Raw genomic sequence first — 25,287 nt, forward strand, 5'->3', positions numbered from 1 at the left:
ACAAAGCAATTTGTTTTATGGAAGGATGGACAGATAAACAATTTTATGAGACAATAACAAATAAGAAACATGTATAAATAATAGAGGGATAAAGTTGGACGAAAAACAAACTAAACGGATAGAAAAAATATTTCCAGATTACTTCGATAGATTTGAAATGCCTGCTGGTGCAAGGGAGGAAAATATAAAAGTGTACAGAGCTTGTAGAAGTGGTAAGTGTGATAGAGATTCATTTTTACCATCTTTTGAAGAGAATGGATTTACATTGAATCCACTTGCTGATCCAACAGATCCGGGGCAGTATTCTCTATCAACATTTGAGAAACCTACACATGTTAAAAGATTTGCGGGCGCTATTTCTGATATGGAAGTTCCTTATCAGATAGCAATTGGAATGACAAACCCAAAGCATGGAGTGGTACAAAGGACAAGGGAGAGAAAGAAAAAAAGTGGTTCACATGTAGATTGGTGGCTTTATGAAAATGCAACACCGTACGATGAATTTGAAATAATTGTAGATTTTGAAAAACATCTTCAAAATTATATTCGAGAAAGAGATGAGAAAAATGCAGGAATTTGTTAATACAGAAAAATATGGAAAACTTTATATTGATAGAATACTTTTCGAATCAAACTTTCCAATTATTTTTACTTGTAAAAATGATGCAGATGAGATATTTATATGTGTGTGTTGTCAAAATAATATCAAAGGATGTAAGTGGTTAGTTGGAAAAACAGATGCTATAAATATTATACGAATGCTTAAAGATGAGTTAACACTTCGTGAATTAGTTCGAGGATATTCTTCCGGTAGAATATCAGTCGATTATATTGATGGAGAATATAGAGTGGAATATAATAATTCTGATTGGAATGAAGACAGCATATATTTACCTAAAGAAGATTCTTATATGTTTGCCGATGAAGGTGAATTTGCCGATGATATTTCTTATTATTCTACGTTAATTAAAGTTTGTTATGATGAAAATTATTATAAAAATATTTCCAAGAAATTGGAAACAATAAATCAAGGATTTGAATCTATAACGGATAAATTTAATGAGTTCGTGTCTTTGTTTGGAAATATATCTATTTCAAGTAAAGTAGTGAGTACGTTAAATGTGGCTGGCACACTGTCAGTAAACACGGAAGAGTATAAAAATCAAAGAGATTATAAGGTTACATCAGATAGTTGTTTTGATACATTGTTGAATGATAATATTAGTATTGAAGTTGATTTCAATGATTGTAGTTTTATAGATGCAGCGTAAAGGAGAGACGATGAAAAATTATAATAGTTTATTGACTTTACAGAAACTGGTGTTTGATAAAATTGAATTTGATAGAAAGGGATTTAAAAACAAAAATGAATTAACCTTTGAATTACAAGTTCAAATTGGAATTGGTGAGGACAGTGTGCACAGAGTAACGCTTGTATTGAAAGGAGAAAAAAAAGAAGAATATAATCTGATCATTAGTTTATCAGGTTTCTTTAAAGTTGAAAAGGAAGATTCAGTGAACGATGAAATGGTTCACAATTTAATAAATAAAAATGCAGTTGCAATTATGATGCCGTATCTGAGAAGTGAATTGACATTACTAACAGCACAGCCAGATACAGATAGTGTTGTTCTTCCGCCTTTTAATATAAATGCAATGTTGGAAAAGTAAGTTTAATAGTTGGGTAATAGTCTGCTTATCAAAATGGTAGTATATTATACTGATAACAATTTTTTGATAACAGATTGATAACACTAGCAGAAAAAGACCGTAGAGACATGAAAGTTGGAAACAAATAAAATCAAATAGAACCAAATCTCCTATACAAAACTGTATAGAACTAGATTTTGTTTTGCGAGTTCGAATAATTTTGTATAAACAGTATATAATTTTAATGGATAGTTCTATTGACTTTCCGCTTTGTGCTTAGCAGTATATTAGTACAAATAAAGTTTACCACTGACCGATATGTGGTATATAAATGGTTGAGTTGTAAGTTTAGTCCTTCGCCGAAAGGCGAGGGACTTTTTTCATGTTTCGGTAGAGAGGATGGAACGAATGAGGAAAACAGGATTCTATACCATAAAGGACAGATTTTTTGAAGATATGCCTGATCCGTATATCAAGGGAAATAAGGCAGGCAATAGACCACATTATTATTGTTTTGAGGATACTACTACGGGAATTTATTGGATGATAGATAGTGTCAATAGTTTTTCGCAAAATCAAAACCTAGCCGTTTAGCAGCCGGTAGTCAGCCGGCTATGATATCAGACAGCAGATTCTCTTCTGGTTTGAAAAGATGATCCATATTCATATAGCGTCTAGCTCCCCAGCTGGTTGCTGCTACATGACGCAGTCTGGCACATACGAGCATCAAGGCACTCTGTCCATCGGGAAAAGCACCGATGGCTTTTGTACGGCGTTTAATTTCACGATTGAGATGTGCGTGGTAAGGTGATTTTACAGCCACAGGGTAAGGAGTTTTTTACATGACGCGGTAAGGAGTTTTTTACATGAGTTGGTAAGAAGTTCTTTACACCGTCCGGTAAGAACTTTTTTACATCCTCTGCGGCGAGTTTTATCACAGGAGGAGTCAGCAGTTCATCCGATTTTGTATACTGTAAGCAGTACACAAGAGAGGAGACCTTTATGCTGACAAAAACAAAAATGCAGGAAATACAGGATTTAAAACTGCAAGGTTACACAAAAGCTGATATTATCAGATACTATGAAGCGCAGGGACGCAAGCCTCCCAGCCGGCCCACAATCAGCAAGTATTATGACATGGATGTGCTCCCGGATGATCCCGGCGCTAAGCTCGCAAAACCGAAAACCTTTGATGCGGAACCTTTCCGCAGTACGATTATCAGGATCCTTGAAACAAACAGCGGAAAAACGTTCTGTATGTCATCAGTTTACGATGTTCTGGAAGAAAAATTCATCGAAAACGGAGACTATGAGAAACTTCCCGGGAACCAACAGACGCTCCGGAACTACATCCATTATCTTGAGGATTCCGGACAGATCAACAGGGAGCCTGAGCACCGCCGTATCTATGATTATGTTTTTGACACCCCGCCCGGAGAACAGATGCTGATTGACTTCGGTGAGGAGACTCTCTCAAAAACAACGCATATCCATTTCATGTGCCTTTTGCTGCGTTATAGCCGTTTTTTATGCGTCTATGCACAGGATCACAAGTATAACTCGGAAGAGGCCTGTAAGGCGATCTACCGTAGTTTCTGCAGGCTTGGAGGGCGTCCTAAAGAACTGGTCATTGACCAGGACGCCGTGTTTGTCGCCAGTGAAACCTATGGTGAAGTCATCAAGACCAGGACCTTTGAAGATTTCTGTACTGAACAGGATATCCGGCTCTGGGTGTGTAATAAAGCGGATCCGGAAAGCAAGGGACCTATCGAAAACTCTGTCGGGTTCGTGAAGAAAAACTTCTTCAGTGCGCGGAAGGTCACCTGTATCGATGATGTATGGCGTTCCCTGCCCGGATGGCTGGAACGCAAGAACCAGCGGATCCACCGTTCTACCTTACGGGTCCCAAAAGCAGTCTACGACAGCATTGAAAGGTCAGCCATGCGGCCTCTTCTTCCATCCGTGTATGAAACATCTCCGAATACATTCCGCACTTATGAAATCGCGGCAATACCTTACGTCCTGTATAAATCATGCAGGTATTCGGTTCCACGTGATTATGCTTTCAAAACGGTACAGTTCAAAGTTGTCAGTGGGAAGATCCACATTTATGATGACCAGCTGAACTATATCTGTTCCCATAATCTCAGCGAGAGGAAGGGAAGTGTTAATCAGCTCCCGGAACACCGGAAACAGGACTCCGGAGACTGGATCGAGATCATGGAGCGTCTCCGTGGGAAATGGAACTGCTATGACTTCCAGCACTTCATCAATGGTGTGAAAAAGGAAAATCCACGGCATATCTCCAAACAGCTTCGGGCAATTGAACAGTTCCTTGATTCTGAGAATCCGGATAAATCCCTGGTAGCGCAGGTGATGAAGGAATGCTGCCAGAAATACCGGTATCAGTTCTCACAGTTTAAAGTTGTTTACAGTCTTGCAAAAGCCGGCCGGGAACTGACCACAGACGACTGCCGTGCCCAGGTTCCATCCGGCAGTGTCAGCTACACGGATCTTTCTGTTTATGCAAAAGCCTTTCAGGAACGCACAGAAAGGAAGGAGGCTGCTGCTCGATGAACCGTGAAATCTTAAAAAGTATGGATACCGGCCATATCCCTGTACAGCGGCTCACAGCGTTGCTCGAAACATTTACCTTAAAGCACGCGGCGCGCATGCTTCCGGATCTTCTGGAAACTGCGGATCTGCAGGACTCCTCCTGCAGGGAATTTCTTCTGGCCGTTCTTGAGACCGAAGTCAAAGGGCGGAATGAACGGCGTCGGAAGCGTAACTATTCCGCGGCGCATTTTCCACCAAATATCCGGCCGCTGGAAGAGTTTGATCCGGAAGAGCTGGAGTCAGGTATCACCCACGCACAGCTCTCCGTTTTGAAAGAACTGTCCTGGCTGGACAACTGCGGAAACCTTGTCTTTGCGGGGCCTCCGGGCCTCGGCAAGACCATGGTTGCCTGTGGCCTTGGTCTGCAGGCTGTCAACAGCGGCTATACTGTATGTTTTGAGAAGATGACCAGTCTGATCAAGATCCTTGATACCGCAGAGACAGAGCGTGCAGCCGGATTCCGGCTCAAAAATATCAAGAAAGCACAGCTTGTCATAATTGATGAGATCGGCTACACACCGATCAGCCGCGGACAGGCAAACAGATTTTTCACATTTATCAGTGATACCTATGAAACCAGTTCTATCATCTTTACCACCAACAAAGAGATCGTTGACTGGGCTGAGATGATGGGGGATCCGGTACTTACCACTGCAATGCTGGATCGGATCCTGCACCATGCCAAGTGTTACTCTTTCCGCGGGGAATCGTACCGGCTGAAGCACCCTGACCTTTACCCACAGGGAGAAACAGGGATGTAAAAAACTGCTTACCGGGTAAAGTAAAAAAGTGCTTACCTTACGATGTAAAAATCTGCTTACTAAGGGATGTAAAAAACTCCTTACCATACGGTGTAAAAAACATCTTACCTAACAATGTAAAAAAGTGGTTGACATTTGCAGATTGAGACGCTCAATCGTGTTATTGGTCCGAATCCGGCTCCAATGCTGTGTGGGAAAATCCATATAGGTCAAGGTTTCCTCAATTCCATCCTCCACCTTTTTGGCGGCTTTGGCAAGCTTCATAGACTGGAGTTTTTCCGATATCTGGAGCGCTTTTTCACGAGCAGCTTCTTTACTCTCCTGTGCATGGATTGCCTTGAGCATAAGAGCTACCGCTTTCATCTTGTTACGAGGTGTGACAGAAAATATATTTCTGTAAAAATGAACCGTACAACGTTGATATCTGGCATCTGGAAAGACTTCCGGAATGGTTTCAAGCATGCCAAGATTTTTATCGCCAATGATCAAACGTACACCAGTAAGCCCGCGTTCTTTCAGCCACACGAAGAAAGAACGCCAGCTTTCACGATCCTCTTTCATACCTTCCGCAGCGCCAAGGATTTCACGGCAGCCATCCTGACTGACTCCAATAGCAACGAGGATGGAAACATTCTGGATTTCACCGCCCCAGCTGCGTTTCAAGTAGACACCATCTACGTAAACATAGGGGTAGTCCCCGGAAAGCGGACGGGTACGCCAGGTTTCGATATGCTCATAAGCCTTTTTATTCAGGTTACTGATGGTGCCAGGAGAGACTTTCGTTCCCCATAAGGCTTCGGTGATATCCTCCACACGGCGGACGGAAACACCTGCCAGATACATTTCGATCAGAGCTTCTTCCACGGAGGATTCTCTGCGGCGATATCTTTCAATGATTGCAGTTTCAAAAGGAATGCCTTTGAGTTTTGGAACTTTCAGCTCCACTTCCCCAGCGGTAGTATGGAGATTCCGCTTATAATGACCGGAACGATATCCCTGACGATTAGAGGAACGCTCATACTTTTCAGCGTTGACTAATTCGTCAGCTTCCTTATCGAGCAGGGCGTTTAAAGTTTCTTCGACACTGTTACGGACAAGATCCTTTAAATCGTGCTTTATTAAGTCCTCATTTAGTTGTATAATCTTATCAGACATGGTTCGATAGCCTCCTTTGATAGATTTGGTTGTGGTGACTTAATTTTACCAAACGGCTATAGACCATGTCTATTTTTATGAAATTGATTTTGCGAAATTAATTATACGTTATCCTTTGTATATCCGTGCATTAAATAGTTCAGATGAAACAATCCGAATTAGGGCTGCCGATCTGTTAGTTGGATTTTATATGAGAAAAAGACAGTATGATAAAGCAGAGAAATATTTGGAATATTTTTCTGTTCAGAATCCAGAAAGAAAAAGAAAACAGGCACAGATTTATGCTGAAACAGGTCGAATCAGGGAAGCGTATAAAGCGTATGAGGAACTTCTGTTTTCTGATTTTCAGAGATCAAGCATGGAATTGCATGGAATGTATATGCTTGCGCTACAGGATAATAACAGAAAAAAAGCGCGTTGGTTAGCAGATAAGCAAAAGGAGCTGGCCAGATGCTTTGAAATGGGAAAATACTATGAAATATCGAGTGAACTTGAAATTGCAACGATTGAAAAAGATGCTGATTCTGTTATCTATGTGATGGAAGAAATGCTTTCAAGTGTAGAACAAATAGGAGATTTCAGAAAATCGATTTTATATGAACATCTGGACTTTAAAGAGGTAAAAGAAGATTTCATTTCAAATTTGAAAGAAAATCTCAAGAAATGTTTTCAGGATGAAGAAAACTACGGATTTTTAAAAGATAATAAGAGGTGGCAGAAGTTAGTCAATCAGTAATAACATAAATTTATTTGTGAATATTTCGTCCTTCATCAAGCGGTGAAGGACTTTTTTATATTCAAAATAAGGCTTTTAGAATTGTTTAGAATTCATTTAGGAACCATTAAGATATGACTGCCATAATGAACCTATCAAAAGAAAACAGCTTTTGAAATTTGCAAAAAGGAGCAGACAAATGATGAATGATTTACAGAAAAAAACATGGAAGGGAATTATTAAGAAAGGAGTTGTGTTTTGTACAATTGGTGTAATGGCCATGGGTATGGTAGCATGCCAGGGAAAAGATAAGAAAGCGGATTCTCCCGCTTCAAAAACAGAGCAGTCAACGGATAAGAAGACGGATACAAAGGACAATAAAAGTACTAACAAGAGTTCTTCTTCCAAATCCAAAAAGAAAGAGAAGACAGATGCAGCTAAGAAACAGAATTCCGCCGAAAAGGATCAGAAAAAGACAACGGATTCTGATAAAAAAGACAGCACAGATAAAAAAGATACTACAGAAAAGAAGGCCGAGAAGAAGAATACTACCAAAAAGGATACTACGAAGAAGAGCACAAAGAATAATAACAGTACACAAAATTCCAAAAAAACAGTTCAGTAACAAAAGACAAAAAGAATAATTACTTATAAATGGGCTGTATGAAGACGTGCAGTCCATTTTTCTGAAAGGATTATAATATGTGGAATATTCTGGAATATTTAGAAAAAACGGAAATGATGTATCCCCATCATACGGCAGTCGATGATGGAAAGTTTGTATTTACGTGGAGGGAACTGGGGGAAATATCCCGAAAAATGGGTACAGCATTTGCAAAAAGGATCTCCCCAGGGAAACCGGTGGCTATTCTGGCGGAGAAAAGAGCCATTACACTGGCGGCTATGTTTGGAAGTATATATGCAGGAGGGTTTTATGTAGTGATCGATCCTTCGCAGCCGGCAAAGAGAATACAAGAAATTTTAAACGTACTGGAACCGGAGCTTATTGTAATCAATGAAACAACCGAAGAAATATTAAAGCAGACAGATTATAAGGGAGATACTTATCGGATAGAAATTGGTATGTTGGAGAGGGAAGACTGGGAATTACTGCGGGGAATACGGGAACGTAGTAAAGATACGGATATATTGTATGGAATCTTTACTTCTGGTTCTACCGGAACTCCGAAAGGGATTGTGGTAAGCCACCGGGCGGCTATAGATTTTATTTCCCATTTTGTACGGATATTTGATTTTACAGTATATGACAAAATTGGCAATCAGGCGCCATTTGACTTTGATGTTTCGGTAAAAGACATTTATACGAGTATGTTTACTGGAGCAACATTAGTTCTCCTTCCAAAGGAAATATTTTCTACCCCTCCGGTTTTACTGGATTATCTGTGTGAAAAAGAAGTGACTGTCCTTATATGGGCGGTATCGGCGCTTAGCCTTGTAGCGGTATTAAAAGGACTTTCTTATAAAATTCCCCATACAGTAAAGAAGATACTTTTCAGTGGCGAGGTTATGCCGGTGAAGCAGCTTCGAATGTGGCAGTCGGCCCTGCCTTGGGCAGAATTTGTTAATCTGTATGGTCCTACAGAAGTTACCTGTAATTGCACATACTATCGAGTGGAAGAAATGATTCCGGATGGAGAGAAAATTCCTATCGGCAGAGCATTTCCAGGCAGAAAAGTATTTCTTTTGGATGGAAATGAAAAAGAAATCACGGCTTTTGGGGAAACCGGGGAAATTTGTGTTTCCGGTGAATCCTTGTCAGAAGGATATTACCATAATGCAGAGGAAACAAAGAAAAAGTTTATACTCTATCCAAAGAATGAAGAAGGGCAGAGCCGATGCTATAAAACCGGCGATTTGGGTTATTACGGGAAAGATGGGGAACTTTATTTTTCCGGACGAAAAGACTTCCAGATCAAACATATGGGACATAGGATCGAGTTGGAAGAGATTGAATGTGTAATGGAACAAATCAGCGGACTGGACAGAGCAGTATGCTTAATGGATGAAAAAAGAAACCGGCTGGTAGCATTTTATCTGGGGAACATCAATACGGATGAGATCAAAGAGAAGATGAAGCACAAACTTCCGGTCTATATGATTCCCCATAAAATTGTAAAAACGGATTCAATGCCGCTAAACAAAAACGGGAAAACGGATCGGAGCTTTTTCCGGCAGAAATTGGGGGAATGAAATGGACAAAAAAATATTAGAACAAGGAATTGCCAAATATGGTACGCCGCTTTATGTATTTAATATAGATGAAATGCAAGAATCGGCAGAGCTTTTTCGACAAAAACTGCAGGGGAGTGCCGATATCTGTTTTGCTATGAAAGCGAATCCGTTTCTGACAAAGCAAATGGCAGAAGTAGTTGACAGGATTGAAGTTTGTTCTATGGGAGAATTTGAAATTTGCCGGAAACTAGGAATCGATGCTAAGAAAATACTGATATCAGGTGTACTGAAGAAAAAAGAAGATATTCTTGAAATTCTTACTTATTATCGGGGCGGTTGTTTTTATACCGTTGAATCACCGGATCAATTTCAGATATTTAAGGAATGGTGCAAGGAAAACAAAGAAGAAATCCAAGTATATCTTAGACTGACAAGTGGGAATCAGTTTGGAATGGATGAAAAGGGGATATGGAAGATGATTTCTATAAGGCACCAATGTCCATTCCTTAGAATCAGGGGAATTCATTATTTTTCAGGGACGCAGAAAAAGACCATGGAGAAGGTGAAGAAGGAATTGGAATATCTGGACAGCTTCTTAAGAGAGGTGGAAGCATCCGGATTGCCGATAGAAGAGTTGGAATATGGTCCCGGAATTTCTGTCTCATACTTTCAGGGTCATAAGGACATGTTAGGAGAAGATATCAGCATAATGGCAGACGCCATCCGGAATATGAAATGGCGTGGAAATATTGTGTTGGAAATGGGACGTGCCCTTGCAGCAAAATGCGGGTATTATCTGACCAGCGTAAAAGATATAAAGCAAAATAATGGGAAGAATTATTGCATCGTGGACGGCGGAATCCATCAGATTAATTATGACGGACAGATCAAAGGAATGTATTGCCCCAATTTTCAGGTAAGTCCAGGGGACGAAGGCGGCTCTAAGCAGGAATACATTGTATGCGGGTCTTTATGTACGATAAATGACATATTGATGCAAAAAGCAGAAATTGCAGGGCTGCAAGTGGGAAGTGTATTGATTTTTGAGCGGGCTGGTGCCTATGCAATGACGGAGGGCATGGCCCTTTTCTTAAGTCATGAATTGCCGCAGATTGCACTTTATAGCAGGGAAACGGGATGGAAATTGGTAAGGACCAAATATGAAACATACGAGTGGAATATGGAAAAGGAGAGTTATAATGGAAACTTTAATGAATATTTTAATGGAAATTGATGACAGTATTGATTGGAAAAATGAAAGCGCATTGATTGATAGCAAGATTCTGGATTCATTTGGTGTTATTTCTCTTATATCAGAACTGGAAGATGCATTTGATATTGAAATAGAAGCTTCAGAGATGCGTCCTGAAAATCTTAATTCGGTAAATGCTATATGGGATATGGTGCAGAGATTGAAGGAGAATTGATATGGCATATCATACGTCAATATATTTATTCCTCTTTCTTCCAGCGGTACTTCTTGCTTATCAACTGACGCCGGAAAAGGTACGGTGGGTAACTTTGGTACTTTCCGGTTATATATTTTTCTGGAGCATCAGTGGAAAATTGGTTCTCTATCTAATAGGAACAACATTAGTTACCCACTATATAGGCGTATGGATATCTTCAGTAAAACTTGAATGTAAAATAGCTGTATCAGAAGCGCCGGGAGAAGAGCGTAATCAGATAAAGAAACAGTATAAAAGGCGGGAGAAAATGATACTGGCAGGAGGTATTATCCTGCTGTTATCGGCGTTGCTTTATCTCAAATATTATAATTTCTTTGCACAAAATGTGAATCGTGTGCTTGAGACAGCAGGAAGTGAGTTCGCACTGCAGGCAAAAGTGCTCATTCTTCCAATAGGGATTTCCTTTTATACATTACAGGCCATTGGATATATGGTAGATGTTTATTGGGGGAAAATCAATGGCTTGGAGCAGCCTCCGGGGAAAATTGCTTTGTTTCTGGGGTTCTTTCCGCAGATTATGGAAGGTCCGATCAGTATGTATTCCCAGACGGCAGATAGGCTATGGGAAGGAAATCCTCTTAAAGGAGAGAACCTGTCCAAAGGAAGTGTCAGGATTTTGTGGGGACTGTTTAAGAAGATGATCATTGCTGACCGGCTCTTTATATTGGTACAGGCGGTTTTTGAGCATTATGAAAACTATCATGGCGTTATGATTGCAGTTGCGGCAGTAGCTTATACAGTGCAGCTCTATATGGAATTTTCGGGCTGTATGGATATCATCATTGGGAGCGGCAGGATGTTTGGAGTGGTTCTTCCGGAAAATTTTTGTCAGCCTTTTGCTTCCAGAAATGCGGCGGAGTTTTGGCGGAGATGGCACATTACACTGGGAGTGTGGTTCAAAACTTACATTTTTTATCCAGTGTCCGTATCGGTGCTTGTAAAGAAATGGAATAAATTTGGAAAAGCCCATTTAGGTAAATACATAACAAAACTGGGTGTTTCAGCCTTTTGTCTGTTTCCGGTTTGGCTGTGTAACGGCCTATGGCATGGTGCTAAATGGAGTTACATTTTTTATGGAATGTACTATTTTACTATTCTTCTTGCAGGAATTGCATTGGAACCGGTACGAATGAAAACAGTGAGGCTATTGCATCTTAATGAACAGGCTTTTTATTATCGAACGATGCAGATCATGAAAACATGGGTCATCATTTTTACCGGGGAATTATTTTTCAGGGCAAATGGTCTGCGTGCAGGAGTTCGGATGTTTCGAAGCATGTTCCAGAATTTTGAGGTACAGAGATTATGGGATGGGACATTGTTGAATTTAGGGCTGGATAAGGCAGATTATATGGCCATCCTGATAGGTTGCATAGTTGTAGCTGTAGTTGGAATCATAAAAGAAAAGAATTTGCTGGAGGAAGGAATGGGGAAATTACATCTTCCAGTCAGATGGGCGATTTATTACGCGCTTATTTTGGCTATTATAATTTTTGGAGCTTATGGAATTGGATATCAGCAGGTGGATATGATTTATGCAGGATTTTAAAAGCATTGGAAAAAGAGTGGCAAAAACCATTGTGTTTTTTGCAATTTTAATTGGGATTTTAATGGGCGTATCAGAAAAAATAGAACAGGCATTTATTGAAAATGATAATCTCGTACATAGCAGAAATAAAAGTATTTTTCGGATTTTGAGGGAACCAAGAGACAGTATTGATGTGATTGTAGTGGGGGACAGCCTAAGTTATTCAGCCATATCTCCACTGGAACTATGGAAGGATCAAGGGATTACAGCTTATGTATGTGGGCAGCCAGGGCAGAGGATACAGGAAACGTACCATGTTCTTGAAACTGCTTTTGCATCACAGTCCCCTAAACTGGTTATTCTGGAAACTAATACCATGTTTCGGGGAGCCATGGAAAATGGCCTGACGAACCTGAAAGAAAACCTGGAAGAGTGGGGGACTCATTATATTTCGGTTTTTAGAGGACATGATATCTGGAAATCTTTCGTAATAGATAAAGAGTATCCGGAAGAAAATTATAAAGGATTTGCTTTCCGATGTGCTGTACAGCCATATGAAAAAGGTGCATATATGTTTGAAACAGAACAGAAAGTGCAGATGCCGGATGCAGTAATAGAATATATGGAAAGTATTATAAAATTGTGCGAGAAAAACAGGACAAAATTGCTCCTTGTCAGTACACCATCACCATTGAACTACAATTATTCAAGACATAACAGTATTGCGGCTTATGCGAAAGAACATGATTTGGAATATCTGGATATGAATTTAAAACTTGAAGAAGTAGGAACAGATTGGGCAACCGACAGTTTAGATAAGGGGGATCACTTGAATTTGTCAGGTGCAAAGAAAGTGTCACAATATCTTGGAGAATATTTAAGTACACGGTATGATCTTCCTGATCGGAGGAATGAAAAAAGATATGTGGGATGGCAGAAGGCAGAAAAAGATTATATAGAAAAATCAGAAGCGCATTTGAAAGAGATGAATATAAATGAGAAGAAAGCGAATTGAAGAATGGGGAAAAGGCATGACAGGAATGCTTCTTCTCATATGTTTAGTGCTTTGTGCATTGCTGTTTAAAGCATATCTGGACGGAAAGTTCCATTCAGTAGAAACTCTACGTGAGTATGTAGCCGGGTTTGGCATAATGGCGCCGCTGGTACTGACAGCCATTCAGGCAGCACAGGTAGTACTGCCTGTACTTCCGGGATTTTTCGGATGCATTGTGGGAGCAGTTATGTTTGGATGGATGGGAGGATTTTGGTGCAACTACATTGGAATCAGTTTAGGCTCTCTTGCTGCATTTTTATTGGCGCGGAGATATGGACAAGGGCTGGTTACTCATTTGTTTCCAGGAGAACGCTATCAGAAGTGGGCAAACTGGGCGGCTAAAAGTAAATCCTATACCACCATTCTGTTGCTTGGTATGATATTACCCTTGTTTCCGGATGATTATTTTTGCTATTTTACTGGAGTTACAAATATGAGCACCAGAAAATTTACAACAATTATTATTTTGGGAAAACCCTGGTGCATATTAGCTTATAGCCTTATATTTTCTGGCGTCATTACTATTTAAAAGAAAAGAGGTATTGAAAGCTGACGGGAAAGGATAAAAAGAGATGGAAGAAAGAAAAAAGATATGCGGGTACTATGATTATACGGTTATCCTCACCTATATAGGCATATTTATAGGCTTTACAGGAATTGTGTTCATTATGGAAGGAAAATACAGAGAGGCATCCATCTGTCTGATGATTTCAGGAATGTGTGATATGTTTGATGGGACCGTTGCATCAACAAAGCAAAGAAATAGACGAGAAAAACGATTTGGGATCCAGATCGATTCCCTTAGTGATCTGATCTGTTTTGGGGTACTTCCTGCATTGTTCGTGTATAGCATCAGCGGCAAGAATTACATGGCTTTTTTTGTATCCGGTTTTTATGTATTATCTGCACTGATTCGGTTGGCATATTTTAATGTAATGGAAGAGGAAAGGCAGGAAATAGAAGGAGGAAAGCGGACATGGTATCTGGGACTTCCAGTGACTGCCGCTGCAATTTTTATTCCAGCTTGTTATGTGATACAAAGTGAACTGGACTGCACGGCAGTGATGCAGATAGCGCTTATTATGATGGCTGTGGCATTTGTACTGCCTTTTAAAATAAAAAAGCCATATATGGCGGGGAAAATAGGGATTTTATTTACGGGAATCATAGAATTTGCTATTTTATTATTAGGATTGGGATTAGACGTATGAATAGAGATACCTTACTGATCCGATTTTTATACCACACAGTTCCGGGAAGAAGTATTTTAAAAATAGTGGTACAGCCACGGGTGTCGAAGAAAGTAGGAGTATTTCTCAATTCCCGGATTTCCAGGTGGCTTATCCCTTTGTTTGTAAGGAGAAACCGGATTAATTTACAGGAATATGAAAAAAAGAGATACGAGTCTTTCAATGATTTTTTTATACGTAAGCGATGCGTAGAGCAAATCGATATTACACCAGGACATTTGATTAGTCCATGTGATGGATTTTTAAGTATATATCCTGTTGACAAGGATAGTATTTATCGAATAAAGCATATAGAATATAATTTGATACAATTGCTTAAAGACAAGGAATTAGCAGAACATTTCAAAGGAGGCAAGTGCTTGATATTTCGGCTGACCCCTAAACATTATCATAGATACTGCTATATTTGTAATGGTTCAAGAAAAAGAGTTAGGAAGATAGAAGGGAAGCTCCATTGCGTGCGTCCAGTTGCTTATACATCCGTTCCAGTTTTTTTGGAAAATAGCCGGGAGCATACAGAAATACAAGCAGACTATTTTGGACGTGTGGTACAAATGGAGATTGGAGCGCTTCTCGTTGGGAAAATTCATAACTATCCAGGAGAAACTAAAATAGTACAAGGACAAGAAAAAGGTTATTTTGAGTTTGGGGGATCTACGATTGTGGTATTGTTAGAGAAAAACCGAATAGAAATTGAAAAAATAATACAGGATCAGTTCCGTCGAAAACAAGAAATAGAAGTTCATATGGGAGAAAAGATAGGAAGTTTTCTAGAAGAAGGGGGGAAGCCAGGAAATGAATAAAGAGCGAGTATTGATAGTGGAAGATGATGCGGATATTCGAGAAGGGATTCGTATTTTATTAGAGAGTGAAAATTATAAAGTCATAGAGGCAGAAAATGGAAGAAAAGGACTGGAACTCCTGGATGAGAATATAGATCTGGTGATATTAGATATTATGATGCCAGGTATGTCCGGATTAAGGACTTGTGAAGAAATTCGTAAGATTTCCAATGTTCCTGTATTGTTTCTTACAGCAAAAGCACAGGAATCAGACAAATTGATTGGTTTAATAGCAGGTGGAGATGACTATTTGCCAAAACCATTTTCCTATGCCGAGCTTCTAGGAAGGGTAAAGGCACTGATGAGACGTTACAACATTTATATGGGAAGGAATGGGGGAAAGACAGAAAAAGAGGAGCCTTATCTGGAAATCCAAGGTATTCGGATACATGAATCATTTAATGAGGTGTATGTGAATGGTGTGGAAAAAGAGATGTCAGATATTGAATATAATATGCTTCTTCTTATGATGCGTCATCCAAAAAAAATATTTTCTGCACAGAATATTTATGAAAATGTGTGGAATGAGCCATATTTTTATTCCTGTAACAGTACTGTTATGGTACATATTCGAAAACTTAGGGTAAAGGTAGAAGAGGATCCAAAGTTTCCAAAGTACATTAAAACCGTATGGGGAAAGGGGTATAAGTTTGACGTGGGAAACGAATAGGAGAAATTCAATTTATACACAGCTTTTACGTTTATTGCTTATTGCAACATTTGGGGCAGTAGTTATATTTTTTGTTTTTGATTTTACCGGAGAGTATGTGATTGAACGTTATTTACAAGAGACAGATTATATTGAAAAGAAAAATCAAGAATATGTAGACGATCTTCAGGAATATGTAAATCAAGAGCAGATTGCTACCAGAGACACACACAAATTAAATGAATGGGTAAAAAAACAGCAGTTATTGTTTATTCAGGTATATAAAGACGATATACAGGTATATAACTCTGAATATCCGGGCGAGGAAATATGGGAAGAAGAGATTACAGTAGAAGGCTATGCATGGGAAAGCTACTATCAGGTTAATTTTGCAGATGGAACAGCAGAAGTTACGATTACGGGAGCTTACACCTATCAGCTTTATAATTATGTTATAATAGGAGAGCTGGGTATCTCATTTATATTTTTTCTTGTATTTGTTCTTCTGGGAATTCGAAAAAAAATAGATTATATACGAAAACTTAGTGAAGAGATTGAGCTTTTAGAGGGAGGAAGTCTGGAATATAAGATTACGATAAAGGGAAAAGATGAGCTGACCGCATTAGCGGAGGGATTGGACAGTATGAGGATTTCTTTTCGAAATCTTATTCGGCAAGAAGCCGAAATGACACAAGAAAATCAGAGAATCGTAACGGAAATGTCTCATGATTTAAGAACTCCTGTAACATCCATAATGTTGTATACAGAAATTTTAAAACAAGGGAAATACAAAAGTAAAGAGCAGCTTTTTGCATATCTAAATAAGATAGAACAAAAAGCCAAACGAATGAAGCAGTTGACAGATCACCTTTTTGAGTATTCCATAATTGCCGGGGAGAGAGAAATTGAACTGGAGGAGTTGGAGCAGTATGAAGTTTTATTTTATGATCTGTTTTCTGATACTTGTAGTTATTTGGAACAGCAAGGGTTTCGGGTCATATTTCAGGTTAAATGGATAGATGGTCTGCTGCGGATTTCAACAGATTATATTATGCGAATTTTGGATAATGTGACATCGAATATTGAAAAATATGCGGATCGTTCTGAACCAGTGAAAATTTGTTCAGTGGAAGAAGGAAGTATGGCTGGATTTTTCTTTGAAAACAAGATTCGGAATTTGGAAGAAAAACCAGAGAGCACTGGCATTGGAATACAGAATATAAAAAACATGATGCAAAAAATGGGGGGTAAATGTATTGTAGAAGAAAAGGAAGGATACTTTCGATTAATTTTATTGTTCCCTTGTGTAGAAAAGTAAATCGGAATATTTTTTGCTTGACAATTTTTTTCAAAATAATATATGATAGATATTGAAAATAATTTGAATTCTAATAATTTGAATTCAAATTATTTTTTACGTTTTTTAAATAGTAGAAAGGAGAGAATCGTATATGGATTTTTCATTCCATTATCTTGTTATGGCACAACATTCTATGTTCCAAAAAGAACTTTTAATAAAACTAAAAGGATTGGGACTGACCATCGGGCAGCCTAAAATTCTGGACTATCTGCAGACTCATGATGGGGCAGGGCAGAAAGATATTGCATGTGGATGCCATATTGAACCTGGGACACTGACTACTTTGTTAAACCGTATGGAAGAAAATGGTTTGGTGGAACGGCGCATGATGAATGGAAACCGGAGGAGTTATTATGTTTTTATGACTGATAAAGGGAAAAAGCAGGCCCACGCTGTTGCGGAAGCTTTTATGGAACTGGAGGAACAGGCTTTCTGTGGACTTTCAGATGAAGAACGTACAATCCTTATGGAACTTTTCATAAAAATTTATCATAATACAATGGTTGGAAAGGAAGCATAATCATGGAAAAACTCAAGCGTTATACTGTATTTTTGATCGGACTGTTTATTAATTCATTGGGTGTCAGCCTGATTACGAAAGCGAATCTGGGTACATCCCCCATTTCGTCAATCCCATATGTGCTTAGCTTAAATTTCCCGTTTACTTTGGGACAGTTTACAATTGCTTTTAGTTTATTACTGATCTTGCTGCAGTTTTTAATATTGCGCTGCAATTTTAAGGCAGAGCACCTGCTCCAAATTCCGATTTCCATTTTGTTTGGATATTTTATTGACTTGACAATGGTGATGCTCTTCTTTGTGGAACCAAGTAACTATATCTCCTGTATTCTGTATCTTCTTATTGGCTGTCTGATTTTAGGATTTGGTGTATATACAGAAGTGCTGGCTAATGTAGCTATGCTTCCAGGAGAATCCTTTGTTCGGGCTGTCTCTTCCACATGGAAAACAGAATTTGGGACTACGAAAGTTGCATTTGATGTATCCCTTACCGTTATAGCGGCAGGACTTTCTTTTTTATTTGCCCATCGTCTAGACGGAGTCAGAGAAGGTACGATCATAGCTGCTCTTCTTGTAGGTTTTATTGCCCGTTTGTTTGGGAGAAAGTTATCGTTCCTTGAAGAGATGTTATTTGGAAAATCTCAAAAACAAGTCGAAAGTAGTGATGGGGAAAAGGCGATGCAGCAGAGCTTCCGGTTATTGTTATTGGCCGCCAATTTGGAAGTGGGGGACATGATATCGGAAAAGCACTTGCAGAGAAATTGGGATATCACTTTTATGACAATGAAATTATCCAGATGGCAGCCGGTTCTACCGGATATGATCCGGAATTTATTCGGAATAAAGAGGAAAATATGAGCAATAGCTTTTTGTATGATCTGATGAATCAGATGTACATTTATTCGGATACGAAAGAATCCCCGCGAGATGAAATTTTTGAATCTGAGGGAAAGGTAATCCGTGATCTTGCAGCAAAAGGGCGTTGTGTTATTATTGGCCGCTGTGCAGACTATGTACTTCGTAACCGCCCCAATACATTGAAAGTTTTTTTGCATGCCCCTGAAGAAGTGCGTAAAAAGCGCATCATGAAATTAGAGAACCTTACAGAAGAGGAGGCACTTCGAAAGATACATAAAATGGACAGGCGCCGTTCTGATAATTATGCTTATTATACACATCGCATATGGGGGCACGCACAAAATTATGATCTTACCCTGGATTCTTCAATTGGGGAAGCATACGCTATTACAGTTATAACAGAGATGATGAATATAAAGCATATGAATTCGTAAATGTAGAAGGCACATAAAAAAGCTAAAAAATTTTTGGGAAAATGAAAGGATTAGTTTTTTAGGATCGTATTATTAGTGAACGCGTAATTGTATACCGATGCTAGGCGGAGGTTTGTATGAAATCAAAAATTTGGTTGGATGTTTTACAAAGACCAGTTAGGAGAGAAATATGCGGAGCGAACAGGAAGTAAATCAAGCCATTGATCTGTATGCGGATACCGTAAAGAGAATTTGTGTATTGCATTTAAAGAATAGCTCTGATACTGAGGATAATCTTTCAGGAGGTCTTTTTGAAATATGCCCTTAGTTCCATTTTATTTGAAAGTAAGGAACATGAAAAGGCGTGGATGATCCGGGTAACGATAAATCAATGTAAAGATTTTATGAAAAGCATTTTTCGAAGGAAAACGATATCACTTGAAGAAGTTGTTTCACTTTCGGATGAACAGAAAGAGGATTATAGAGAGGTACTGGAAGCAGTTCTGACTTTGCCGCAGAAATATAAAGATGTAGTATATTTGTACTATTACGAAGGGTATTCAGCGGTAGAGATTGGTGAAATGCTTGGGAAGAATGTTAACACCATATATACGTTGCTGGCACGTAGCAGAGAAAAACTGAAAGAAAAGTTGGGAGGCTATGAAATTGGATAACAAAGTTAAAGCGGCGTTTGAACAGATTCATGCCGACGATTCTCTAAAAGAAAATACTAGAACTGCAATTTATCATCATATGGAAAGTTTTGGGAAAACAAGACAAAGAAGTGTGCGCAGGTTTGCTACAGCGGCAGCTTGTATATTAACCTTAGTGTTGGCGGCTGGAGGATATTTTTCTTATACAATACCGGCAGCGGCAATTAGCATTGATGTCAATCCATCTGTTGAACTGCAGGTTAATATATATGGAAAAGTGATTGATGTGAAAGGCTATAATGCTGACGGTGTCGCACTTGCAGATGAATTGTCTGTCAATCATTCGAATTATGCAGATGCAGTGAATAGTATATTGGATAATGAGCAAATAAAATCCTGTATTGCTTCAGATGAACTTCTGGAGATTACAGTGACAAGTGGTTGGGAAAAGAATGCAGAGAAAATGAGAGAATGTATCTCTGATGAAACGGGTATAGATATAGAAAATATTTATTGCATGGTGGATCAAGCAGAGGTTGAAGAGGCACATTTAGCCGGAATTTCTTTTGGAAAATATCGTGCATACCTTGAATTGCATGAAATGAATCCAGAAATTACAGTAGATGATATACGTGATCTTACTATGAGAGAAATCAGAGATATGATTGAGGAGCAGTCTGGCGCGAATTCTAGTTCTGCTGACTATGGAAAAGGGCAAGGAAATGGGAAAGGAAGCGGACGAGAAAACGGGCAAGGAAACGGACAGAAAAATGGACAGGGAAACGCCAATGAGAATGGAACCGCTAAAGGGCAGAAGAATAGGAAGCAGTAGTTGCAGGGCAGGTATTTGAGGTACCTGCCTTTTTATGTGAAGATTTTTATAAGCAATGATAGATAAAAACAAGAGGGATTCTTTATGGTTCCAGGACAATTCAGCAGCAGTAAATATGATAGTGTCAATAGTTTTTCGCAAAATCAAAACCTAGCCGTTTAGCAGCCGGTAGTCAGCCGGCTATGATATCAGACAGCAGATTCTCTTCTGGTTTGAAAAGATGATCCATATTCATATAGCGTCTAGCTCCCCAGCTGGTTGCTGCTACATGACGCAGTCTGGCACATACGAGCATCAAGGCACTCTGTCCATCGGGAAAAGCACCGATGGCTTTTGTACGGCGTTTAATTTCACGATTGAGACGCTCAATCGTGTTATTGGTCCGAATCCGGCTCCAATGCTGTGTGGGAAAATCCATATAGGTCAAGGTTTCCTCGATTCCATCCTCCACCTTTTTGGCGGCTTTGGCAAGCTTCATAGACTGGAGTTTTTCCGATATCTGGAGCGCTTTTTCACGAGCAGCTTCTTTACTCTCCTGTGCATGGATTGCCTTGAGCATAAGAGCTACCGCTTTCATCTTGTTACGAGGTGTGACAGAAAATATATTTCTGTAAAAATGAACCGTACAACGTTGATATCTGGCATCTGGAAAGACTTCCGGAATGGTTTCAAGCATGCCAAGATTTTTATCGCCAATGATCAAACGTACACCAGTAAGCCCGCGTTCTTTCAGCCACACGAAGAAAGAACGCCAGCTTTCACGATCCTCTTTCATACCTTCCGCAGCGCCAAGGATTTCACGGCAGCCATCCTGACTGACTCCAATAGCAACGAGGATGGAAACATTCTGGATTTCACCGCCCCAGCTGCGTTTCAAGTAGACACCATCTACGTAAACATAGGGGTAGTCCCCGGAAAGCGGACGGGTACGCCAGGTTTCGATATGCTCATAAGCCTTTTTATTCAGGTTACTGATGGTGCCAGGAGAGATTTTCGTTCCCCATAAGGCTTCGGTGATATCCTCCACACGGCGGACGGAAACACCTGCCAGATACATTTCGATCAGAGCTTCTTCCACGGAGGATTCTCTGCGGCGATATCTTTCAATGATTGCAGTTTCAAAAGGAATGCCTTTGAGTTTTGGAACTTTCAGCTCCACTTCCCCAGCGGTAGTATGGAGATTCCGCTTATAATGACCGGAACGATATCCCTGACGATTAGAGGAACGCTCATACTTTTAGCGTTGACTAATTCGTCAGCTTCCTTATCGAGCAGGGCGTTTAAAGTTTCTTCGACACTGTTACGGACAAGATCCTTTAAATCGTGCTTTATTAAGTCCTCATTTAGTTGTATAATCTTATCAGACATGGTTCGATAGCCTCCTTTGATAGATTTGGTTGTGGTGACTTAATTTTACCAAACGGCTATAGACCATGTCTATTTTTATGAAATTGATTTTGCGAAATTAATTATACGTTATCAAGGCTGTTCCATTCAATTATGGTAAATATATATCAAATTATAAAGGAAATGATTTTGATGAAAAATTAGAGAAAATGATTGTAGATATTATTAAGGTTGTTGCGGATTCATATCAGATGGCATATAAGAATAAACTGACTACAAGTGTAAGTAATTATTTAAAGACAGACACAAAATACTATGATGAAATAGTACCTAAATTTGTTGATGCATTATCAATGCTTATAGGGCAAGATTTGAAATACACAATGGATATTTTTAAGTGGTAATAGAAATGTGTAAATGAGTAAAAAACAAATAGTGAGAATCGCATCTTTGGGCTGCATGTATTTTGAGTATAATCTTTCGGGTAATCCAAGCTGCTTAACGAAATGGTAACCTGGATTACCTAAGAAAAGGTATAATGCTATAGCATCATTTCCAATGTGCTAACTGTGAAAGAAAAGAATCAAATTGGCTCCGTCTGGTTTCGCTATCCAAATGATCAGGATTTGGCATATGGCTGACTAAATAATCCAGTAAAGATTCTTTTGATTCATATGCAAATTTGCCGTCTGCATAACACCATTTGCAATAATCTTCATTATAGCTTCCATCAGATTCACGGCTGATCAAATCATCTTCATTTAACGGCATTCCGCAGCATTGACAGATAAGCTGTCTTGGCGAGCCAAGAAGCGTATTGATTGAGACATTAAACTCTCGTGATAACAATTTTAAGGTTTCTGTATTCGGCAGTGTATCGCCTGTTTCCCAACGACTGACAGCTTGTCTGGTGACATGTATGCGTGTTGCCATTTCTTCTTGTGTAAGATGATTTTTCTCGCGCAGATTTTTAAGAATATCCTGTGTTTCCATGTAACTTCCTCCTGAAATTGTACTGTTTACAGTATAGACTTATGTTGTAGTTCCTGCAAGCAACTCGCAGTTGCTGCAAAATGGCAAAGAAATCCATTGCATATGTACAGGTATCTATCAACCAAAACATGAGCAACCGTTAATTTTTTTGAATATTACTTAACAGAGGTTCAGTTGTGGACGTTACCCATGTTTGATATGATGGAATCAGCAAAGGCCGATGCAAATCAAAACAAGGGAGATGTTCATATGTCATTAGGAAAAGTGATCAGGAAATACAGAAAGATCAGAAATCTGACACAGGAAGAAATGGCAGGGCGGTTGGGAGTGACAGCACCGGCAGTCAATAAGTGGGAGAATGAAAATTCTTATCCGGATATTACCCTCCTGGCGCCCATCGCCAGACTGCTGGGAATCTCGCTGGATACATTGCTGTCCTTCCGTGAAGAATTGACCGCAGAGGAGATAACAGGAATGATTCGTGAAGCAGATCAAAAATTAAAAAATGAACCATATGAGGAAGTACTTCAGTGGGCAAAGAAAAAACTGGAAGAATATCCAAATTGTGAGGAGTTAATTCTGAATTTTGCAGTGATCTTTGATGCACAGCGCCTTGTACGGGAAATTCCGAAAGAAGCGGAATATGATGACTATTTCTGCTCTTTGTATACTCGTGTGTTAAACAGCGCTGATGAAACAATCCGGATCAGGGCGGCGGATGCGCTGGTAGGATTTTACATGCGGAAAAAGCAGTATGATATGGCGGAAAAATATCTGGAGTATTTTTCGATTCAAAATCCGGAACGGAAAAGGAAACAGGCACAGATTTATGCTGAAACGGATCGGATAGAAGAAGCTTATAAAGCATATGAGGAACTTTTATTTTCAGATTTTCAAAGAGCCAGTATGGAGCTGCATGGAATGTATATGCTTGCAATACAGGACGATGACAAAAAAAGAGCGCATATGCTGGTAGAGAAGCAAAGGGAATTGGCAAAATGTTTTGAAATGGGGAAATATTATGAGGTTTCAAGCGGCCTTGATCTTGCGGTATTGGAAAAAGATGCAGACACGGTGATAGATATAATGGAACAAATCCTTTCCTGTGTGGAACAAATAGGAAGTTTCAGAAAAGCCCCTCTTTATGAGCATATGAAATTTAAGGAAGTAGAAGAAGATTTTATTGTAGAAATGAAGAAAAATCTATTGAAATCTTTCCGGGATGAGGAAAGTTATGGATTTTTAAAAGATGATGAAAGATGGCAGAGACTGGTAAAACAGTAACCGGATATTTACAGTATTTTGTACAGAGAGGATAATGTAAAAACAGACCTTAAAAGATTCGTCCTTTGAGGTCTGTTTTTTATCCAATAGGAAAATCTACAAAGCCAGTCCGCATTCAAAAGCCAGGACCATGTATTTTTCCGCATTGGTAAGGCCATACAGATTAAGATCCCGGATTTCCCATTTATCAGAACTAAGATTGTCCGCTCCATATAAAAACTGGATAAATGGGATCTGCCGGTATTTTGAGACTGCCAGCATGGAAGCGCATTCCATTTCCGCTGCAAGACAGCCTTCCCTACGGCGCTCCTGAATGGTGGGAATCGTTTCTCTGTAAATGGCATCTGAAGTCCATGTTTTGCCTTTTACATAGGGGTAACCGCAGTTTTTCAGGACGTTTTCTAATATCTGAATGGAATGGGAATCAGCTTCAATTTCCGGAGAAGGAGCCACATAGTGATAGCTTGTTCCTTCATCACGAACGGCGGAAACGGGAACGATGATCCGATCCTTCACTTTGTCGTCATCCAATACGCCGCAGGAGCCAAACAGAACAAATTTTTTTGCGCCCATGGCAACAACTTCTTCAAAACCAACGACGCATGCAGGCGCGCCGACTCTGGACAGATAAAAAGCAATCTCTGTATCCTTATAGCGGATTTTGTAGACCGGGATCATGCCGTTTGCGGTATAAAGTTCAGCTATTTTTACAGCAGTATTTAAGGAAGAAAATTTTTGAATGATTGCTTCAGAAAATGTGGAGACACATATTTCGGGAAAATTTTCTATCCTTTTTGTGGTATCGGACGGGCTGAATAAAGCTGGTTCAGAAATTTCGGTTTTTTCAAATACAGTGACAGTTTTTTTCGTGTGTTCCATTTCTTATTCCCCCTTAGATAGTATAAAATCAGATAGATACAGTTACCTTTTCTTGCGAAGCTTTAAGGATATATCTTCCCGTGCTGCAGACTGCATTTTGCTATGGCACAGGTCTGGTTACCATCTTCGCAGCCACAGCCGGAACAATAATGGTTCAGATTCATAGGGCATAAGCCGCAGTTTAGTCCACAGAGGGAAAATAATAAATTTTTCCGGTGAAAATTTTTCATGGACAGACCTCCCATATATTCTTCCTCCAATCGGACA

The 25,287-nt window shown here is 39.4% G+C and carries 24 protein-coding genes and 6 pseudogenes; 24 read left to right on the top strand and 6 right to left on the bottom strand.

Translation table 11 applies throughout. From position 1 onward, the window contains the following. The first annotated feature begins 94 nt into the window (after positions 1-94). Genes R2J37_RS03380 through R2J37_RS03390 form a run of 3 tightly spaced genes read left to right on the top strand, consistent with a single transcriptional unit; the run spans position 95 to position 1,671 of the window. Entirely contained in the window at positions 95-583 is a 489-nt protein-coding gene (locus R2J37_RS03380) for a hypothetical protein (RefSeq protein WP_316266221.1), read from the top strand. Next, complete coding sequence (locus R2J37_RS03385) at positions 567-1,271, top strand: hypothetical protein (protein WP_316266222.1); 705 nt, start codon at positions 567-569, stop codon at positions 1,269-1,271. Before R2J37_RS03380 ends, R2J37_RS03385 begins: the two co-directional genes overlap by 17 nt. A 10-nt stretch (positions 1,272-1,281) precedes the next feature. Further along, complete coding sequence (locus R2J37_RS03390; protein ID WP_316266223.1) at positions 1,282-1,671, top strand: Preprotein translocase subunit SecB; 390 nt, start codon at positions 1,282-1,284, stop codon at positions 1,669-1,671. A 583-nt stretch (positions 1,672-2,254) separates the two neighbouring features. Here the strand turns inward: R2J37_RS03390 and R2J37_RS03395 are convergent. Then, positions 2,255-2,443 (bottom strand): annotated as a pseudogene (locus R2J37_RS03395) (transposase); the annotation flags it as partial. Positions 2,444-2,652: 209 nt separating this feature from the next. On the opposite strand from R2J37_RS03395, the gene R2J37_RS03400 reads away from it, so the two are divergent. Both R2J37_RS03400 and istB read left to right on the top strand, forming a co-directional pair. After that, positions 2,653-4,227 carry a Mu transposase domain-containing protein gene (locus R2J37_RS03400; protein WP_316264354.1) on the top strand — a complete coding sequence of 525 codons (1,575 nt, stop codon included), beginning with the start codon at positions 2,653-2,655 and terminating at the stop codon, positions 4,225-4,227. After that, positions 4,224-5,027, top strand: coding sequence for an IS21-like element helper ATPase IstB (istB, locus tag R2J37_RS03405; protein WP_316264353.1), 804 nt, complete (start codon positions 4,224-4,226; stop codon positions 5,025-5,027). The genes R2J37_RS03400 and istB overlap by 4 nt, the downstream gene beginning before the upstream one ends. 132 nt (positions 5,028-5,159) lie before the next feature. On the opposite strand, the pseudogene R2J37_RS03410 reads toward istB, so the two are convergent. Beyond that, positions 5,160-6,182 (bottom strand): annotated as a pseudogene (locus tag R2J37_RS03410) (IS256 family transposase); the annotation flags it as partial. Positions 6,183-6,372: 190 nt separating this feature from the next. Between R2J37_RS03410 and R2J37_RS03415 the strand changes: the two are divergent. The 17 genes and pseudogenes from R2J37_RS03415 to R2J37_RS03495 all read left to right on the top strand — a co-directional run bounded on the left by R2J37_RS03415 (position 6,373) and on the right by R2J37_RS03495 (position 20,517). Next, positions 6,373-6,918 carry a hypothetical protein gene (locus R2J37_RS03415; protein WP_316266224.1) on the top strand — a complete coding sequence of 182 codons (546 nt, stop codon included), beginning with the start codon at positions 6,373-6,375 and terminating at the stop codon, positions 6,916-6,918. Positions 6,919-7,096: 178 nt separating this feature from the next. Further along, positions 7,097-7,522 (top strand): hypothetical protein, encoded by a 426-nt coding sequence (locus tag R2J37_RS03420; RefSeq protein ID WP_316266225.1) that lies wholly within the window; start codon positions 7,097-7,099, stop codon positions 7,520-7,522. 77 nt (positions 7,523-7,599) lie between these two features. Beyond that, entirely contained in the window at positions 7,600-9,108 is a 1,509-nt protein-coding gene (locus R2J37_RS03425) for an amino acid adenylation domain-containing protein (RefSeq protein ID WP_316266226.1), read from the top strand. A 1-nt stretch (position 9,109) separates the two neighbouring features. Further along, positions 9,110-10,324 carry a diaminopimelate decarboxylase family protein gene (locus R2J37_RS03430; protein WP_316266227.1) on the top strand — a complete coding sequence of 405 codons (1,215 nt, stop codon included), beginning with the start codon at positions 9,110-9,112 and terminating at the stop codon, positions 10,322-10,324. Further along, on the top strand, positions 10,290-10,517 hold the full coding sequence (locus tag R2J37_RS03435; RefSeq protein WP_230107080.1) for an acyl carrier protein: 228 nt from the start codon (positions 10,290-10,292) through the stop codon (positions 10,515-10,517). The genes R2J37_RS03430 and R2J37_RS03435 overlap by 35 nt, the downstream gene beginning before the upstream one ends. Before the next feature lies 1 nt (position 10,518). After that, the gene (locus tag R2J37_RS03440; RefSeq protein WP_316266228.1) at positions 10,519-12,108 is read left to right on the top strand and encodes an MBOAT family O-acyltransferase; all 1,590 of its coding nucleotides are present in this window, start codon (positions 10,519-10,521) and stop codon (positions 12,106-12,108) included. Next, entirely contained in the window at positions 12,095-13,102 is a 1,008-nt protein-coding gene (locus R2J37_RS03445; RefSeq protein WP_230107078.1) for an SGNH/GDSL hydrolase family protein, read from the top strand. The genes R2J37_RS03440 and R2J37_RS03445 overlap by 14 nt, the downstream gene beginning before the upstream one ends. Beyond that, entirely contained in the window at positions 13,083-13,670 is a 588-nt protein-coding gene (locus tag R2J37_RS03450; protein WP_230107077.1) for a TVP38/TMEM64 family protein, read from the top strand. The genes R2J37_RS03445 and R2J37_RS03450 overlap by 20 nt, the downstream gene beginning before the upstream one ends. 43 nt (positions 13,671-13,713) lie before the next feature. Continuing rightward, on the top strand, positions 13,714-14,352 hold the full coding sequence (locus R2J37_RS03455; RefSeq protein ID WP_230107076.1) for a CDP-alcohol phosphatidyltransferase family protein: 639 nt from the start codon (positions 13,714-13,716) through the stop codon (positions 14,350-14,352). A gap of 137 nt (positions 14,353-14,489) precedes the next feature. Then, the gene (locus R2J37_RS03460) at positions 14,490-15,194 is read left to right on the top strand and encodes a phosphatidylserine decarboxylase (RefSeq protein WP_230107075.1); all 705 of its coding nucleotides are present in this window, start codon (positions 14,490-14,492) and stop codon (positions 15,192-15,194) included. After that, positions 15,187-15,903 carry a response regulator transcription factor gene (locus tag R2J37_RS03465; protein WP_230107074.1) on the top strand — a complete coding sequence of 239 codons (717 nt, stop codon included), beginning with the start codon at positions 15,187-15,189 and terminating at the stop codon, positions 15,901-15,903. The genes R2J37_RS03460 and R2J37_RS03465 overlap by 8 nt, the downstream gene beginning before the upstream one ends. Positions 15,904-16,000: 97 nt before the next feature. After that, the gene (locus R2J37_RS03470) at positions 16,001-17,200 is read left to right on the top strand and encodes an ATP-binding protein (RefSeq protein ID WP_230107073.1); all 1,200 of its coding nucleotides are present in this window, start codon (positions 16,001-16,003) and stop codon (positions 17,198-17,200) included. Positions 17,201-17,333: 133 nt separating this feature from the next. Further along, complete coding sequence (locus R2J37_RS03475) at positions 17,334-17,762, top strand: MarR family transcriptional regulator (protein WP_230107072.1); 429 nt, start codon at positions 17,334-17,336, stop codon at positions 17,760-17,762. Positions 17,763-17,764: 2 nt separating this feature from the next. Then, a pseudogene (locus R2J37_RS03480) lies at positions 17,765-18,298 on the top strand (YczE/YyaS/YitT family protein); the annotation flags it as partial. Positions 18,299-18,498: 200 nt separating this feature from the next. Beyond that, a complete protein-coding gene (locus R2J37_RS03485; protein WP_230107553.1) occupies positions 18,499-19,053 on the top strand; it encodes a cytidylate kinase-like family protein in 555 nt (184 codons plus the stop codon). A 169-nt stretch (positions 19,054-19,222) separates the two neighbouring features. After that, positions 19,223-19,706, top strand: a pseudogene (locus R2J37_RS03490) (RNA polymerase sigma factor). After that, a complete protein-coding gene (locus R2J37_RS03495; RefSeq protein WP_316266229.1) occupies positions 19,693-20,517 on the top strand; it encodes an anti-sigma-I factor RsgI family protein in 825 nt (274 codons plus the stop codon). The pseudogene R2J37_RS03490 and the gene R2J37_RS03495 overlap by 14 nt, the downstream one beginning before the upstream one ends. A gap of 172 nt (positions 20,518-20,689) precedes the next feature. On the opposite strand, the pseudogene R2J37_RS03500 reads toward R2J37_RS03495, so the two are convergent. Next, positions 20,690-21,885, bottom strand: a pseudogene (locus R2J37_RS03500) (IS256 family transposase). Positions 21,886-22,073: 188 nt separating this feature from the next. Here R2J37_RS03500 and R2J37_RS03505 point away from each other — a divergent pair. Then, positions 22,074-22,268, top strand: a complete 195-nt coding sequence (locus tag R2J37_RS03505; protein ID WP_316266230.1) for a hypothetical protein — start codon at positions 22,074-22,076, stop codon at positions 22,266-22,268. Positions 22,269-22,413: 145 nt separating this feature from the next. Here the strand turns inward: R2J37_RS03505 and R2J37_RS03510 are convergent, their stop codons facing one another. Beyond that, a complete protein-coding gene (locus tag R2J37_RS03510) occupies positions 22,414-22,857 on the bottom strand; it encodes a zinc ribbon domain-containing protein (protein WP_316266231.1) in 444 nt (147 codons plus the stop codon). A gap of 249 nt (positions 22,858-23,106) precedes the next feature. On the opposite strand from R2J37_RS03510, the gene R2J37_RS03515 reads away from it, so the two are divergent. After that, positions 23,107-24,141: a helix-turn-helix domain-containing protein gene (locus tag R2J37_RS03515; RefSeq protein WP_316266232.1), complete on the top strand. Its 1,035-nt coding sequence runs from the start codon at positions 23,107-23,109 to the stop codon at positions 24,139-24,141. A gap of 96 nt (positions 24,142-24,237) precedes the next feature. On the opposite strand, the gene R2J37_RS03520 is transcribed toward R2J37_RS03515, so the two are convergent. Continuing rightward, complete coding sequence (locus R2J37_RS03520; RefSeq protein ID WP_256195969.1) at positions 24,238-25,020, bottom strand: nucleoside phosphorylase; 783 nt, start codon at positions 25,018-25,020, stop codon at positions 24,238-24,240. A gap of 71 nt (positions 25,021-25,091) precedes the next feature. Continuing rightward, a pseudogene (locus R2J37_RS15175) lies at positions 25,092-25,250 on the bottom strand (DUF3795 domain-containing protein); the annotation flags it as partial. Between the last annotated feature and the right edge of the window lie 37 nt (positions 25,251-25,287).

Source organism: Claveliimonas bilis (assembly GCF_030296775.1).
Classification (GTDB): Bacteria; Bacillota; Clostridia; order Lachnospirales; family Lachnospiraceae; genus Claveliimonas; species Claveliimonas bilis.

Excerpts from the sequence above, each read along its gene's own strand:
- R2J37_RS03385 (WP_316266222.1), top strand. The coding sequence starts at position 567 with ATGCAGGAATTTGTTAATACAGAAAAATATGGAAAACTTTATATTGAT.
- R2J37_RS03390 (WP_316266223.1), top strand. The coding sequence starts at position 1,282 with ATGAAAAATTATAATAGTTTATTGACTTTACAGAAACTGGTGTTTGAT.
- R2J37_RS03400 (WP_316264354.1), top strand. The coding sequence starts at position 2,653 with ATGCTGACAAAAACAAAAATGCAGGAAATACAGGATTTAAAACTGCAA.
- istB (WP_316264353.1), top strand. The coding sequence starts at position 4,224 with ATGAACCGTGAAATCTTAAAAAGTATGGATACCGGCCATATCCCTGTA.
- R2J37_RS03415 (WP_316266224.1), top strand. The coding sequence starts at position 6,373 with ATGAGAAAAAGACAGTATGATAAAGCAGAGAAATATTTGGAATATTTT.
- R2J37_RS03420 (WP_316266225.1), top strand. The coding sequence starts at position 7,097 with ATGATGAATGATTTACAGAAAAAAACATGGAAGGGAATTATTAAGAAA.
- R2J37_RS03425 (WP_316266226.1), top strand. The coding sequence starts at position 7,600 with ATGTGGAATATTCTGGAATATTTAGAAAAAACGGAAATGATGTATCCC.
- R2J37_RS03430 (WP_316266227.1), top strand. The coding sequence starts at position 9,110 with ATGGACAAAAAAATATTAGAACAAGGAATTGCCAAATATGGTACGCCG.
- R2J37_RS03435 (WP_230107080.1), top strand. The coding sequence starts at position 10,290 with ATGGAAACTTTAATGAATATTTTAATGGAAATTGATGACAGTATTGAT.
- R2J37_RS03440 (WP_316266228.1), top strand. The coding sequence starts at position 10,519 with ATGGCATATCATACGTCAATATATTTATTCCTCTTTCTTCCAGCGGTA.
- R2J37_RS03445 (WP_230107078.1), top strand. The coding sequence starts at position 12,095 with ATGCAGGATTTTAAAAGCATTGGAAAAAGAGTGGCAAAAACCATTGTG.
- R2J37_RS03450 (WP_230107077.1), top strand. The coding sequence starts at position 13,083 with ATGAGAAGAAAGCGAATTGAAGAATGGGGAAAAGGCATGACAGGAATG.
- R2J37_RS03455 (WP_230107076.1), top strand. The coding sequence starts at position 13,714 with ATGGAAGAAAGAAAAAAGATATGCGGGTACTATGATTATACGGTTATC.
- R2J37_RS03465 (WP_230107074.1), top strand. The coding sequence starts at position 15,187 with ATGAATAAAGAGCGAGTATTGATAGTGGAAGATGATGCGGATATTCGA.
- R2J37_RS03475 (WP_230107072.1), top strand. The coding sequence starts at position 17,334 with ATGGATTTTTCATTCCATTATCTTGTTATGGCACAACATTCTATGTTC.
- R2J37_RS03495 (WP_316266229.1), top strand. The coding sequence starts at position 19,693 with ATGAAATTGGATAACAAAGTTAAAGCGGCGTTTGAACAGATTCATGCC.
- R2J37_RS03505 (WP_316266230.1), top strand. The coding sequence starts at position 22,074 with ATGATTGTAGATATTATTAAGGTTGTTGCGGATTCATATCAGATGGCA.
- R2J37_RS03510 (WP_316266231.1), bottom strand. The coding sequence starts at position 22,857 with ATGGAAACACAGGATATTCTTAAAAATCTGCGCGAGAAAAATCATCTT.
- R2J37_RS03515 (WP_316266232.1), top strand. The coding sequence starts at position 23,107 with ATGTCATTAGGAAAAGTGATCAGGAAATACAGAAAGATCAGAAATCTG.
- R2J37_RS03520 (WP_256195969.1), bottom strand. The coding sequence starts at position 25,020 with ATGGAACACACGAAAAAAACTGTCACTGTATTTGAAAAAACCGAAATT.